Source organism: Rudaea sp. 3F27F6 (assembly GCF_005503555.1).
Lineage (GTDB): Bacteria > Pseudomonadota > Gammaproteobacteria > Xanthomonadales > Rhodanobacteraceae > Rudaea.
In genome coordinates this window covers 182,596-196,788 of the sequence record NZ_SCNG01000006.1, presented here as the reverse complement: position 1 = coordinate 196,788, position 14,193 = coordinate 182,596, and the positions used below count along the sequence as shown (strand labels likewise).

Annotated in this window: 13 protein-coding genes; 9 read left to right on the top strand and 4 right to left on the bottom strand. The window is 65.3% G+C overall.

Translation table 11 applies throughout. The features are described 5' to 3' along the window. The first annotated feature begins 35 nt into the window (after positions 1-35). Both pgi and FFS30_RS20635 read left to right on the top strand, forming a co-directional pair. Positions 36-1,676, top strand: coding sequence for a glucose-6-phosphate isomerase (gene pgi / locus FFS30_RS20640; RefSeq protein WP_137915083.1), 1,641 nt, complete (start codon positions 36-38; stop codon positions 1,674-1,676). Between the two features lie 98 nt (positions 1,677-1,774). Continuing rightward, positions 1,775-2,494, top strand: a complete 720-nt coding sequence (locus FFS30_RS20635) for a CsgG/HfaB family protein (protein ID WP_137915082.1) — start codon at positions 1,775-1,777, stop codon at positions 2,492-2,494. A 109-nt stretch (positions 2,495-2,603) separates the two neighbouring features. On the opposite strand, the gene FFS30_RS20630 is transcribed toward FFS30_RS20635, so the two are convergent. The 3 genes from FFS30_RS20630 to FFS30_RS20620 form a co-directional block, all read right to left on the bottom strand. Next, the gene (locus FFS30_RS20630) at positions 2,604-4,109 is read right to left on the bottom strand and encodes a pseudouridine synthase (protein ID WP_137915081.1); all 1,506 of its coding nucleotides are present in this window, start codon (positions 4,107-4,109) and stop codon (positions 2,604-2,606) included. Continuing rightward, positions 4,106-5,041: an SMC-Scp complex subunit ScpB gene (gene scpB, locus FFS30_RS20625; protein WP_137915218.1), complete on the bottom strand. Its 936-nt coding sequence runs from the start codon at positions 5,039-5,041 to the stop codon at positions 4,106-4,108. The genes FFS30_RS20630 and scpB overlap by 4 nt, the downstream gene beginning before the upstream one ends. 81 nt (positions 5,042-5,122) lie before the next feature. Further along, positions 5,123-5,971: a ScpA family protein gene (locus tag FFS30_RS20620; RefSeq protein WP_137915080.1), complete on the bottom strand. Its 849-nt coding sequence runs from the start codon at positions 5,969-5,971 to the stop codon at positions 5,123-5,125. A gap of 385 nt (positions 5,972-6,356) precedes the next feature. Here FFS30_RS20620 and FFS30_RS20615 point away from each other — a divergent pair, with 385 nt between their 5' ends. The 3 genes from FFS30_RS20615 to FFS30_RS20605 all read left to right on the top strand — a co-directional run bounded on the left by FFS30_RS20615 (position 6,357) and on the right by FFS30_RS20605 (position 7,899). Then, entirely contained in the window at positions 6,357-6,656 is a 300-nt protein-coding gene (locus tag FFS30_RS20615; protein ID WP_137915079.1) for a YciI family protein, read from the top strand. A gap of 35 nt (positions 6,657-6,691) precedes the next feature. Further along, positions 6,692-6,940: a BolA family protein gene (locus tag FFS30_RS20610; protein WP_137915217.1), complete on the top strand. Its 249-nt coding sequence runs from the start codon at positions 6,692-6,694 to the stop codon at positions 6,938-6,940. A gap of 74 nt (positions 6,941-7,014) precedes the next feature. Then, the gene (locus FFS30_RS20605) at positions 7,015-7,899 is read left to right on the top strand and encodes a peptidylprolyl isomerase (RefSeq protein WP_171014766.1); all 885 of its coding nucleotides are present in this window, start codon (positions 7,015-7,017) and stop codon (positions 7,897-7,899) included. 172 nt (positions 7,900-8,071) lie between these two features. Here FFS30_RS20605 and queF read toward each other — a convergent pair whose 3' ends face one another. Further along, the gene (queF, locus tag FFS30_RS20600; RefSeq protein WP_137915077.1) at positions 8,072-8,458 is read right to left on the bottom strand and encodes a preQ(1) synthase; all 387 of its coding nucleotides are present in this window, start codon (positions 8,456-8,458) and stop codon (positions 8,072-8,074) included. A 196-nt stretch (positions 8,459-8,654) separates the two neighbouring features. On the opposite strand from queF, the gene smc reads away from it, so the two are divergent. The 4 genes from smc (at position 8,655) to FFS30_RS20580 (ending at position 14,077) form a co-directional block, all read left to right on the top strand. Continuing rightward, the gene (smc, locus tag FFS30_RS20595; protein ID WP_137915076.1) at positions 8,655-12,155 is read left to right on the top strand and encodes a chromosome segregation protein SMC; all 3,501 of its coding nucleotides are present in this window, start codon (positions 8,655-8,657) and stop codon (positions 12,153-12,155) included. A 93-nt stretch (positions 12,156-12,248) separates the two neighbouring features. Further along, entirely contained in the window at positions 12,249-13,013 is a 765-nt protein-coding gene (gene zipA, locus FFS30_RS20590; RefSeq protein ID WP_137915075.1) for a cell division protein ZipA, read from the top strand. 27 nt (positions 13,014-13,040) lie between these two features. Further along, a complete protein-coding gene (locus tag FFS30_RS20585; protein ID WP_137915074.1) occupies positions 13,041-13,607 on the top strand; it encodes a hypothetical protein in 567 nt (188 codons plus the stop codon). Between the two features lie 74 nt (positions 13,608-13,681). Next, on the top strand, positions 13,682-14,077 hold the full coding sequence (locus tag FFS30_RS20580) for a phasin family protein (RefSeq protein WP_137915073.1): 396 nt from the start codon (positions 13,682-13,684) through the stop codon (positions 14,075-14,077). Positions 14,078-14,193 lie beyond the last annotated feature (116 nt).

Sequence of the window (14,193 nt, the reverse complement as noted above, 5' to 3'; positions counted from 1 at the left end):
CGGGCTCATGATTGTCTCGCTACGCGGAATCCGACATGTCCAAACTTACTGAACGACCCGTCTGGCGCGCGCTCGCCGCGAATTGGCGCGCACGCGACGTGCACCTGCGCAACCTGTTTGCGGCAAACCCGAAGCGTGGAGAGAAATACGCGCTCGAAGCCGCCGGCTGGTATCTCGACTATTCCAAGCAGCGCATCGACGACGAAACCCTGCGCCTGCTGCTGCAGCTCGCCGAAGACGGCGGCGTTGCTGCACGCCGCGACGCCATGTGGCGCGGCGACAAAATCAACGTGACGGAAAACCGCGCGGTGCTGCACATCGCGCTGCGTGCGGCCAAAGACCAGCGCATCGAGGTCGACGGCAGCGACGTCGTGCCCGACGTGCACGAAGTGCTCGAGCGCATGGCCGCGTTCGCTTCGCGTGTGCGCGAAGGCGAGTGGGTGGGGCATACAGGCAAGCGCATCCGCCACATTGTCAACATCGGCATCGGCGGCTCCGACCTCGGGCCGGTGATGGCCTACGAGGCGCTGCGCGCGTACAGCCAGCGCGACCTCGACTGCCGCTTCGTCTCCAACGTTGACGGTGCCGACTTCTTCGAAGCCACGCGCGATATCGCCCCCGAAGAAACGCTGTTCATCGTCGCCTCGAAAACCTTCACCACGCAGGAAACGATGGCGAACGCGCGTGCCGCGCGCGCCTGGTTGCTCGCCGTGCTGAAAGACGAAATGGCGGTGGCGAAGCATTTCGTCGCGGTCTCGACCAATGCCGGCGAAGTCGCCAAGTTCGGCATCGACACGGCGAACATGTTCGGCTTCTGGGATTGGGTCGGCGGGCGCTACTCGATGGATTCCGCGATCGGCCTGTCGACCATGCTCGCCGTCGGTCCGGATCATTTCCGCGCGATGCTCGACGGCTTCCATGCGATGGACGAGCATTTCCGCACGGCGCCGCTCGCGCAGAACATGCCGATACTGATGGCCCTGATCGGCATCTGGAACACGAATTTCCTCGGCGCGGCGACCCAGGCCGTGCTGCCGTACGCGAACTACCTCAAGCGCTTTCCGGCTTATCTGCAGCAGTTGACGATGGAGAGCAACGGCAAGTCGGTCACGCTTGATGGCAAACGCGTCGATCACGACACCTCGGCGGTGTGGTGGGGCGAGCCGGGCACGAACGGTCAGCATTCGTTCTACCAGCTCGTGCATCAGGGCACGCGGCTGATCGCCTGCGATTTCGTCGGTTTCACCGAACCGTTGAGTCCGCTGAGCGAGCAGCACGATCTGCTGATGGCGAACCTGTTCGCGCAGAGTGAAGCGCTCGCCTTCGGCAAGACCGCCGAACAGGTGCGCGCCGAAGGCACGGCCGAATGGCTGGTGCCGCACCGCGTCTTCGACGGCAACCGGCCGAGCAATACCTTGCTCGCGCAGCAACTGACTCCGCACAGCCTCGGTGCGCTGATCGCCTTGTACGAACACATCACCTTCGTCCAGGGCGCGATCTGGGACATCGATTCGTTCGACCAGTGGGGCGTCGAACTGGGCAAGCAGCTTGCACAGAACATCGGCAAGGAAATCGCGGCCGACGACGATGCCGGGCTCGCCCACGATTCTTCGACCAATACCTTGATCCGGCGCTACCGCTCGGCCAGGGCTGAACGAAAACCCCCGGAAATGTGATCGGGTTTGCAGGAGGCGCGTGATTTGTGCGCTGGTATGCGTAATCGGGCGTCACTAGAATGCGCCGTCATCCATCCACCAAATGCAGGGAGTTTGCAATGAAAAAATACGTTCTGGCCATGGCGACGGCGTTGACGGCTCTCGTCGGCGCGGGCAGTGCATACGCCGCAGGTGACGGCCGGCCGACGGTCGGCGTTGCGGAGTTCAAGAACGAGTCCGGCGCGGGCTGGTGGCGCGGCGGGGTGGGTTGGGAGCTTTCGGGCATGTTGTCGAACGAGCTGTCGTCGAGCGGCGACTTCCGCGTCGTCGAGCGCAGCAAACTGCAGAACGTGCTCGAAGAACAGAATCTCGCGGCGTCGGGCCGCATCGCGCCGGGCACGGGCGCGAAGATCGGCAAGGTGACCGGCGCGCAATACCTGGTCATGGGCACGGTGACCTCGTACGAGGAAAACACCTCGAGCACCGGCGGCGGCCTGAACTTCCGCGGCATCGGCCTCGGCGGCAAGTCGACCGAAGCCTATCTCGCCGTCGACATTCGCGTGGTCGACACCACCACCGGCGAAGTTTCGTACTCGCGCACGGTCGAAGGCCGCAGCAAGGGCGGCGGCCTCTCCGTCGGTGTGTACCGCGGCGGCTTCGGCGGCTCGCTCGCGCACGAAGAGAACACCCCGGCCGGCAAGGCGATCCGCGCGGCCCTGGTTGAGATCACCGACTACCTCGATTGCGTGATGGTCAAGCGCGACGGCTGCCAAGCCGAATACCGCGGCAAAGAACAGCGCCGCCGCGAAGGCGACAAGAAAGCCCTGAAGCTGGATTAGTTCGATCAGAACGAGGCCACGGAAGGCCATACCGGCTTGGCGATCGATAGCTTGTCGATCGCCGACAAAAAAAGCGGCCCGAAGGCCGCTTTTTTCTTGCGTGTTGCGTCTAGCGGCGACGTCCGCCGCCACCGCCGCCGCCACGGCGGCCTTCGGGATGCAGGCGGTTGCCGATGTCGTCGCGCGGCAGCGCTTCGTCCTGGCGGAAAGGATGCGGTTGCCCCTGCGTATTGTCGGCGAAGTTTCCGCGCGGACGGTTGTCGCGCCGTGGCTTGAAGCGCTGCTGCGCACCGCCCTCGTTCTGCCCGAACGGCATGCGGTTCTGATGCATCGCGCCGCCGCCGCTGTTGTTGTTATTGTTGTTGCGTGGGCCGCGGCCGGCGTTCTGGCCTTGCCCGCCGCCTGGACGCGGACGATTGCCGCGCTGCGGACGCTCGTCGCCGGCGAACCAGGTGCGCGCGGGCGGTTGGTAGACGCCGATCTGAGTCTGGCCGGCGCCACGGTTCTTGCCGCGCCGTTGCTGATTGTCGCGCGCGCCCGGCTGGCCCATGCTTTGGCCGCCGGCGCGTGGTTTCTTGTTGCCTTTGCCGTCCTTGCGCTTGTTGTTATTGTTGTTGCGCTTGGCGCCGGGACGGAACGGGCCGTCGTCGCGGATGCGGTCGAACGCGCGCAGCTCGCGCGCCTCGTCGGCATGGCCGGCGCTCCAGGCCTGTTGCGAATGCGGCGTCGGCCGGTACTCGTTCGACGGCTTCGCGCGGCGCTGATTGATCACCGGCTGCAAGGTCAGCGACGGCTCGGGATCGCCCGCGCCGACCAGGGTGCGCAGCGCCTTCACGGAGTCGGCGTCGAGGGTTTCGCTTTGCCCGCGCAGCAGGCCGCGCGGCAGTTCGATGTTGCCGTAGCGGATGCGCTTGAGCCGGCTGACCATAAGGCCCTGCGATTCCCACATGCGCCGCACTTCGCGGTTGCGGCCTTCACGCAAAGTGACGCGGAACCAGGAGTGGCTGTCGCCACGGCTGATCACTGCGAGTTCGTCGAAGCGTGCGACGCCGTCTTCGAGTTCGACCCCGGCTTTCAGCTTCTCCAGCACTTCGTCGGGCACTTCGCCGTGCACGCGGCAGACGTATTCGCGCTCGACTTCGGTGGACGGGTGCATCAGCGCATGCGCGAGCGCGCCGTCGGTCGTGAGCAGGAGCAGGCCGGTCGTGTTGATGTCGAGGCGGCCGACGGAAATCCAGCGCGCGCCCTTGATCTGCGGCAGTTGCTCGAAGATCGTCGGTCGGCCTTCGGGGTCTTCGCGCGTGGCGACGACGCCTTCGGGCTTGTTGTAGATCAGCACTTTCGCGTGCTCGGCGGTGTCGTTGACGACGACGAAGATCTTGCTGTCGATTTCGACGCGGTCGCCCGCGCGTACGCTCGAGCCGATCTCGGCGACTTTGGTATTGACGTGGATCTCGCCGCTCTGGATGCGCTGTTCGAGCATGCGTCGCGAGCCGAGGCCGGCATTGGCGAGCACTTTGTGCAGGCGGTCTTCGAAGATCGGTGCGCCGTCCGGCGCGTCGCCCGGTTGCGGGCGTTTGAGGCTAAGCAGGCTGCGCTGCGTGGGCGCGTTCATGGGGTGTGCTCCGAGGGGGCAGGCGCCGTATCGGCGTCCGTGGTCGTGGCGTCGCCTTCGTCGGCGAGACCGTGTTCTTGGTGGAATTCAGTGGATTCGGTCGATTCGACCGGTCCGGTTTCGTGGGTTTCGGGCTGTGCGTCCGAAACGCCGGTTGCGTGTGTTTCGTGTTCGGTCGGTTCGGTGGTCTGTGTGACCGGTTCCGATGGCAGTTCGTCGGCGGCGTCCGCCGGCGCGGTTGCGGTCGGCGCATCTGCGGCGGGTCCGCCGGCTTCAGCCTGCGGCTCCGCGCGTGCTTCGGTTGCCGCCTCCGGCGCGGCTTCGAAGGCCGCGCTGTCGCCGTCTTCGCCGGAACCGGCCTCGTCGATCGCGACCGGCGCGAGGCCGAGCTGCGGATCGAAATCCGACAGATCGCGAATCTCGGCGAGTGGCGGCAGTTCGTCGAGCGATTTCAGATTGAAGTAGTCGAGGAACACGCGTGTCGTACCGAACAGCTCCGGCTTGCCGGGTACATCGCGGTGGCCGACGGTGCGAATCCACTCGCGCTCTTCGAGCGTCTTGATGATATTGCTCGATACGGCGACGCCGCGGATATTTTCGATTTCGCCGCGGGTGATCGGCTGGCGATAGGCGATCAGGGCCAGCGTTTCGAGCTGCGCGCGCGAATAGCGCGTCTGCCGCTCGGTCCACAGGCGCGAGACCCAGCCATTCACTTCGGCGCGAACCTGATAGCGGAAGCCCGAGGCGACTTCCTTGAGTTCGACGCCGCGGCCTTCGCTGTCGCGCGCCAGTTCTTCGAGGGCGCGGGCGAGATCGTCGTGGCTCGGTTGCTCGTCCTCGCCGAACAGGGTGAACAGTTGCGGCAGCGACAGCGGCGCCGACGAAGCGAGCAGGGCGGCTTCGACGATGCGTTTTAGTTGTGGAAATTCCATCATAGAAATGCGCGGTTGTTGAAAAGTGCGGCCGAGGATGGCCGCTTCGTGATCCACGCGATCAAGGATGAGCGCATAAATTCACGTAGCCAACGATTTCAGGTAGATCGGCGCCAGCGGTTCGCTCTGCATGATTTCGATCAGATGTTCCTTGGCCAGCTCGAGCATGGCGAGGAAGGTGACGACCACGCCCATGCGGCCTTCTTCCGGATTGAACAGGCTCGCGAAGCCGTGGAAGCTGCCGTCGCCGAGCGCATTGAGCACGTCGCTCATGCGGTTGCGCACGGACAAAGCCTCGCGGCGGATTTCGTGATGCCCCTTGAGTTCGGCGCGAGTCAGCACGTCCTTGAGCGCGAGCAGTAGCTCGCGCATGTCGACCGGCGGCGGCACGCGCACCACGCTCTTGTCGGGCACATGGGCATGCACGACCGAGAAGTCGCGGTCCGCGCGAGGCATCGTCTCGATGTCCTCGGCGGCTTTCTTGAAGCGTTCGTATTCCTGCAGACGGCGTACCAGATCGGCGCGCGGATCGTCTTCGAGGCCTTCCTCGGCCGGCGGCCGCGGCAGCAGCAGGCGCGATTTGATCTCGGCGAGGATCGCGGCCATGACGAGGTACTCGGCCGCGAGTTCGAGGCGCAGGTCCTTCATCAGCTCGATGTAGTCGATGTACTGGCGCGTGATCTCGGCGATCGGAATATCGAGGATGTCGAGATTCTGTCTGCGGATCAGGTAGAGCAGCAGGTCGAGCGGTCCTTCGAACGCTTCGAGGATGACTTCCAGCGCATCGGGCGGGATGTACAGGTCCTGCGGCATCTGCAGGACCGGCTCGCCGCGCACGATCGCGAGCGGCATCTCCTGCTGCTGCGGGATCTGCGGAAACGCACCGGCGCTGCCGGCGTCGCCCGTTACGGCGGCGCTTTCGGTGTTCATGCGATGGGTTCGATCATGCGTGGCGGCCGCGTGTCGCGCGGTCCCGGAATAACAATGCGTCGTGCATACGCCAAAGTATAGAAACTGAAAAAGTACACACCAGCCAACCGCTGCGGCGACGCGTGGAGCTGCGGGCAGAGCGGATGCGCGGATTTGCGTCCCGACCGCATCGGCCGATTCGCATCGGGCGTGCGCGGAAGGCGATTCTCAAGAGAACTGCGCGGGCGGGTCTTGTTCGGCGCCGCGGCTCGCGGCGCGCCTGGCTGGCCAGCGCTTGGGCGACAGATTACGAGGATTGGCCGCGCCTGTCCATAGCCCGCGCCGAACCGCGCGGCCGGCCCGTTGCGTTATCATTCGCCGCTTTCCGGCCGACGAGACTATGCCGATGTGGTACGCGATCACCGCTTTGGATCATGCCGACAGCCTGCAGAAGCGCCTTGCGGCCAGGCCCGCGCACCTGCAGCGCCTGCAGGAATTGCAGGCCGCAGGCCGCCTGCTACTGGCCGGCCCGTTCCCGGCGATCGACAGTGAAGACCCCGGCCCGGCCGGCTTCAGCGGCAGCCTGATCGTCGCCGAGTTCGTCGATCTCGCCGCAGCCAAGGCCTGGGCCGACGCCGATCCGTTCGTCGCCGCGGGCGTCTACCGCGAAGTCGACGTGCGGCCGTTCCGCAAGACCCTGCCGTGACTGCCGCCGCGCTGAACCCGCAGCGCATAGCGCGCATGCGCGAGCTGCTCGTCGCCGGACTCGATCCGAGCGCGCTCGACATCGTCGACGAAAGCCACAAGCATGCCGGCCACGCGGGCGCGCGCGACGGACGCGGGCATTTCCGCCTGCGCATCGTCGCCGCCGCTTTCGCCGGCCTGCCGCAGGTCCGGCGTCATCAGCGCGTATACGAGACGCTCGGCACGATGATGCAGACCGATATCCACGCCCTGGCGCTGGAAACGCGGACGCCCGACGAGACCTGACGACCCACGCATTACGAATGCGCGGCGCGGCCTTCGCGACGCCTTATCCCGGATTCGATTGGAAGGAAAACCCCATGCGTAAAATTCTTACCGCCTCCGTTTGCCTCGCGCTCGCCGCTTGTTCGGGCACGGCGCCCGATCAACGCGTCGTGCAGCTCGCGCCGAATCTGCCGGTCGCCGAGACCGTCAACGGCGTGCCGGTGCCGCAGGAACTGGTCGACGCCTTCGTGCGCGTGAAGGCGCCCAAGGCCGACATGACCAATGCGGACCAGCGCGCCGAGATCCTGCGCGTGCTGAGCGACTACGTGCTGTTGGCCGAGCAGGCGCAGCGCGACAAGCTGCTGGCCGATCCCGCCTTCGCCGCGAACATCGAGGTCGCGCGCCTGTCCGCGCTCGCCAACGAGACCATGATCCGCCTGCAGCAGCAGACGCCGATCACCGATGCCGCGCTCAAGGCCGAGTACGACGCGAAGGTCGCGCGCCTCGGCAAGTCCGAGTACGACTTCGGCAACCTCCTGTTCACGAACGAAGACGACGCACTCAAAGCCGCGGGTGAACTGGTCGCCGGCAAGGCTTTCGCTCAGGTCTACGAGGAATGGAAGGGCAAGGCCGCGCAGGCCAAGGCGATCTCGCACATCAGCGCGGACCAGTTGCCCGAGCAGCTCGGCCAGGCGCTGGCGCAGATGAAGGTCGGCGATTTCTCGCGCACGCCGGTGAAGACGCAGTTCGGCTGGCATGTCTTCCAGCTCGAGGCGATCAATCCGCTGACGCCGCCGGACTTCGACAAGGTCAAGGACGATATCCGCCGCGGCCTGCAGAAGAAGATCGGCGAGGAGCGCCTGGCCAAGCTCAAGCAGCAGGCGAAGATCGAGTACCCGCCGGGCAGTGCGCTGCCGATGGCGAAGCCTGCTGCTGCGCCCGCTGCGCCGGCACAACCGGCGCCGGCGAGCAAAGGCTGAACAGTCGGCGAGGGGCGCAATTCGGCATTGCGCCCGGCGGCAAAAGTCTCGTGGCTCCCGCAATCCGGGAGTCCAGAGCCTTCCAGCCGGATGAATCAAAGACGCTGGACGACCAGTTCTACGGCCGTTGAGAGCCCCGCCAAGAGCGCTCCGGAACGATGAGCGGCGCCCGTCAGAGTTCGACTTTCGGCAGCGCCTTCCAGCCCTTCTTGCGGTGTTCCGCGACGACCGTGGTGTAGATGCCGCCGCGCACGCCGAATTCGGCGGTCAGGCGCATATAGCGCGGCTTGGTCGCCTTGACCAGATCGTCGAGGATGCGATTGGTCACGTCTTCGTGGAAATGGCCTTCGTCGCGGAAGCTCCAGATATAGAGCTTGAGCGATTTCAGCTCGACGCAGGTCTTGTCGGCCACGTATTCCAGGCGCATTTCGGCGAAATCCGGCTGGCCGGTCATCGGACACAGGCAGGTGAATTCGGGGACGCGCATGCGAATGGTATAATCGCGACCCGGCTGGGGGTTCGGAAACGTTTCGAGCGCTTTGCTTGGCTTGGTGGACACGGCCGGTACTCCTGCATATTTCTGAATGTTGCGAGGGCGCGCACCTTAGCGCAAGCCTACCCGCTGCACAATGCGAGGGTCGTCTGCTTCGCGCGGCGCATCTGAACGGAACGGAATGGAAATCTGTGCGATCCTCGCCGATCGCGAAATTCAAGAAGCGGCCATCCGCGGCCGCACTTCTCAATAAGAAGAACTGATGCGCCTAACTACGATCAAGCTGTCCGGTTTCAAATCCTTCGTCGATCCGACCGTTCTGCATCTGCCCACCAATATGACCGGCATCGTCGGTCCGAACGGCTGCGGCAAGTCGAACATCATCGACGCGATCCGCTGGGTCATGGGCGAAAGCGCGGCCAGCCGCCTGCGCGGCGACGCATTGACCGACGTGATCTTCTCGGGTTCGACGGGACGCAAGCCGGTCGGCGCGGCGCAGGTTGAGCTGATCTTCGACAATTCAGACGGCCTCGTCGTCGGCGAGTACGCCAAGTACAACGAAATTTCGGTCAAGCGCGTGGCCAGCCGCGACGGCGTGTCGCAGTATTTTCTCAACGGCGCGCGCTGCCGCCGCCGCGACATCACCGACCTTTTTCTCGGCACCGGCCTCGGTGCACGCAGCTATTCGATCATCGAGCAGGGCATGATCTCGGAGATCATTTCCGCGCACCCCGACGAGTTGCGCGGACATCTCGAAGAAGCCGCGGGTATTTCCAAGTACAAGGAGCGGCGCAAGGAAACCGAAAGCCGCATCAAGGCGACGCGCGAGAACCTCGACCGCCTCAACGACGTGCGTGAGGAAGTCGACAAGCAGCTCGAACACTTGAACCGCCAGGCCAAGGCCGCGGCGCGCTGGCAGGAACTGAAGACCGAACAGGCGAAGAAGGAAGCCGAACTACGCGGCCTGCACTACCGCGCGATCGCGACCGAACTCGAAGGCCATGGCGACGCACTGCGTGAGGCCGAAACCGGCATCGAGAAACTGGTCGCCGATCAGCGTCAGGTCGAAGCACAGTTGGAGACCTTGCGCGAGACTCACCAGGGCGCGACCGATCACCTAAACGGCGTGCAGGGCGAGGTCTACCGCGTCGGCGGCGATATCGCCCGCGTCGAACAGCAGATTCAGCACAACAAAGAACTCGGCGAACGGCTGGAGCGCGCGCGCGTCGAAACCGAAACCGCGCATGCCGAACTCGGCGAGCACATCGCCGCCGACCGCGAGCAGATCGAGACCTTGCGCGCCGCCTTGCTCGACGGCGAGCCGAAACTCGAAGCGCTGCGCGACGCAGCCGAGCAGACCACGGAGACGCAGCAGGCCGCCGAATTCGCGCTCGCCGAATGGCAGTCGCAATGGGACGAGCACTCCAAGGCCAGCGCCGACTCGGGCCAGGCTGCCGAGGTCGAGCGCACGCGTCTGGATTATCTCGACCGGCAGTCGATGGAAACCGGCCGCCGCCTCGAAGCGCTGCGCGCGGAAAAACAGGCCGCCGATTTCGCCTCGCTGAGCGAAGCGGCCGAGAAGCTCGCCGCCGACCACGACGAACACAAGGAGAAGGTCGAAACCTTCACCGCGCTGCTCGACGAGCGCAAAGCTCGCCACGAAGACCTTGCCGGTGAAGAACACCAGGCCGTTGCCGGCCTGAACGACGCGCGCACGCAACTGCAGTCGATGCGCGGCCGCCTGGCCTCGCTCGAAGCGCTGCAGCACGCCGCGCTCGGCCAGGAGAAATCGCCCGCGCACGAATGGCTGGAACGCCTCGGCCTCGACAAGGCACCGCGCCTCGGCGAGGCGCTTGACGTCGATTCGGGCTGGGAAACCGCGGTCGAAACTGTGCTTTCGGGCCTGTTCGACGGCGTCCTCGTCGACGCGCCGCTGGACTATCTCGGCGAACTCGCGCAGGCGAGGAAGTCCGACATCGCCCTGGTCGCGTCGGCGCCCGGCGACGGCGCGCGCGCGGGCACGCTGGCCGCGCACGTGCGCGGGCCGGCGGCAGCGCTGCACATCCTCGAGAACATCCACACGGCCGACTCGGCCGACGCCGCGCGCGCGCGCGCCGGCAGCCTTGCATCGCACGAATCGGTGATCACCCCGGCCGGCGAATGGCTCGGCGCGGGCTTCGCGCGCGTGCGCCGCCGCGGCGACGCGCAGGCGGGCGTGATCGCACGCGAGAAGGAAATCCACGCGCTCAAGGAACAGGTCGCCGTCTTCGAGGAACGCATCGCCGCGCTCGGTGGCCGCCTCGAAGACATCAAGACGCAGCGCGCCGATGCCGAACGCTCGCGCGACGACGCACAGCGCGAGCTCTACGTTGCCCATCGCCGCATTGCCGAACTCGCCGGCGCCTTGCAGAGCCACCGCGGCAAGCTCGAAACCGCACAGGCGCGCATCGCCCGCGTCGACGGCGAAATCGACGAACTCGAAACCAAGCTCGCCGGCGACGAAACCACCACGCGCGAAGCGCGCGCACGCCTTGAAGAAGCGGTGTCGCGCATGGGTGATCAGGAACAGCGCCGCCAGCATCTCGACGGCGAGCGCCGCCGTCTGCTCGAAGCGCGCGAGGAAGCGCGCATGAACGCGCGCGAAGCCTCGGAACAGACGCATCGTCTTGCGCTCGACATCGAATCCAAGCGCACCAATGCCGCGGCGCTCGAACAGGCCCTGCTGCGCATGAGCGGCCAGCTCGCCCAGCTTGAATCACGCAAGACGGAAATCGCGCAGCAGCTCGAATCGGGCCAGACCCCGCTCGCCGATCTCGAAGCGGAGCGCCAGATCTATCTCGACCAGCGCCTGCTGATCGACAAGCAGCTCGTCGAGGCGCGCCGGGCGCTGGAAGCACGCGACCACGAGTTCCGCGGCCACGAGCAGGAACGCCACCGCATCGAGCACCTGCTGCAGCAGGCGCGCGAAGCGCTGTCGGAGAAGCGCCTCGCCGAGCACGGCCTGAAGATGCGCGCGCAGCAGTTGCAGGACGCCATCGTCGCCGCCGGCCACGAGTTCGCCGCGCTGGTCGAGACGCTGCCGCAAGGCGCCGATCCCGACGAATGGCAGCGCGACATCGCCGAGCTCGACGGCAAGATCAAGCGCCTCGAACCGGTCAACCTCGCCGCGATTTCCGAGTACGAGGAGCAGTCGCAGCGTAAGACTTATCTCGATTCGCAGCTCACCGACCTCAACACCGCGCTGGAAACGCTGGAGTCGGCGATCCGCAAGATCGACACCGAGACGCGCCAGCGCTTCAAGGAAACGTTCGACCGCGTCAATGCCGGCCTGCAGGAGCTGTTCCCGCGCCTGTTCGGCGGCGGCCAGGCGTATCTGGAACTGACCGGCGATAACGTGCTCGACGCCGGCGTCGCGATCATGGCGCGGCCGCCCGGCAAGCGCGTGACCAGCATCTCCCTGCTGTCCGGCGGCGAGAAGGCGATGAGTGCGGTCGCGCTGGTGTTCTCGATCTTCCGCCTCAATCCGGCGCCGTTCTGCCTGCTCGATGAGGTCGACGCGCCGCTCGACGAAGCCAACGTCGGCCGCTTCTCTAACCTCGTGCGCGAGATGAGCGAGAGCGTGCAGTTCCTCTTCGTCACCCACAACAAGTCGACGATGGAAGTCGCCCAGCAACTCTGCGGCGTCACCATGCGCGAGCCGGGCGTGTCGCGCCTGGTTCAAGTAGACTTGGCCGAGGCGGCGAAGCTGGCCGGTGCGGCCTAGTTCATTTCGGCCGGTGTACTTTTACCCGGCTCTGCCGCCCGCGCGGAAACCACCGCGCCAAAGCCGTACAAAACCGATCGGAGTTGCCGGAAGATGGACCCAACCCAGCTGCGCATCATCCTCGCCGTCGCCGGCGTTGCCATCCTCGCACTGATCTATTTCTTCGGCCGCCCGCGCAGACCGGGGCAGGGCAAGCGCAAGCTGTTCCAGAGCGAAGGCGGCGAACGCGTCGAGCCGTCTTTCGGCGAAATGCCCGATCCGGACGCCGTGCCGCCGCAGGGCGAACTCGACGTTGGCATCCAGGACGAACTCGACAAACTCGGCGCGACGATCTCGGCCGGGCGCGCCAGCGCACCGACGCCGGCGCCGCCGGTGCGCAAGGGTCCGCTGCCCGGCGTGCGTCCGGACACGCAGGCGGTCGAACGCATCGTCACCCTGCATGTCGCCGCGCGCCCCGGAGAAACCATCCACGGCGCCAGCCTGATCGTCGCCGCGGAGAAAGCCGGCCTCGTCTTCGGCGACAAGGGTATCTTCCACCGCCTCGTCGCCGGCCGCCCCGAAGCCGGCCCGATCTTCAGCATGGCCAATATGATCAAGCCCGGCAGCTTCGACATGCGCGAGATCGACACGCTGCAGTCGCCTGGCGTCACCTTTTTCATGGCCCTGCCGGGCCCGGTGACCGCACTCGACGGCTGGGACGCGCTGCTGCCGACCGCGCAGCGCATGGCCGAACTGCTCGGCGCTAATGTGCTCGACGAGGAGCGCAGCGTGCTCGGCCGCCAGCGCATCGCGCATATCCGCGATGAATTGCGTGCTTACGATCGCAAGTACGAGAGCAATCAGATCAAGTTGCGCTGATCCTTGTGACCTATTGAGTTCTTGTCCATGCTCGTCGAACCGCAGGCTGCCCGATTTCAGATTGAAAATACTTCCGACGGATTCCGTGCCGTGATCCCGGCTCAGCGAAACTGGTTCGCAATCTTGTTTCTCATCGTGTGGATGGGCGGCTGGGCGTTCGGCGAGATCACGGTTTTACGTGAGCTGACGAATCCGAATGAAAAAACGCCAATGGCGTTTCTCTCATTTTGGCTTGCCTTCTGGACTTTGGGAGGAGCCTGGGCGGCAATCACCGTGCTTTGGCAGTTTGTCGGCCGCGAGATCATTACAGCCAATCTTTCCGAATTGTCTCGTCGCATCGAAATAATGAGTTTCGGTCGCACCTTTACGTATCGCGCATCCGAAGTGAGGTCGCTGCGAACGAGCGACTCATCGGCGAATCCCTTCACCAGTCAGCAAAAATTTTTCCCGCCGTTCTTCGGACCGCAAATCGGTCCCATCGTTTTCGACTACGGCGCGCAAACTGTGAGAATGGGGCAATCACTTGAAGAGGCGGAAGCCAAGCTGCTCATTCGCGAACTGTCTTCGCGTCTGCCGAGAACGGCGATTGAGTGACGCCGCAGGTTAGTGTGAATGTTCTAGTCCCGCCCGCTAGCTTCCTCGTCACTCCCCAAAAACGAGGTAGCGGCATGGCTGGCAAGAAGACCAAGAACGTCAAGATCGAGCTTGCGAATACTCCGGCGGAGCAGGTGCGCCGCGTATGGCTTGCCGGACTCGGCGCGTTTTCGCTGACACGCAAACACGGCGGCCAATGGTTCGGCCGTTTCGCCGAAGAAGGCCAGGAACTCGTCACGCGCACGGCGCAGTTTGCGCAAGAGAGCGTGGCCGATGCGCGCGCGCAGGCGACCGGCGTCGTCGCGATCGTGGAGCGCATCGAAAAGCAGTTCGGCAGCTATGCCCAGGCCGTGGAAACCGGTTTCGGTCGCGCGTTGAACTACTTCGGCATTCCGACCAAGCGCGAGATCGATGACCTGAGTCGCCAGATCGCGGCGCTGAGCCGCCGGCTCAACAAGGCGGCGAAATAGCCTGAGCTTGTTTCGACTGCACGAAAACGGCCGCCGCGTGCGGCCGCTTTCGTTTACGCGCACGCGGTTCTTGCGGCCGCGGCCGCGCCCGGCTAAGGTCGCGGCGATTCGTCACG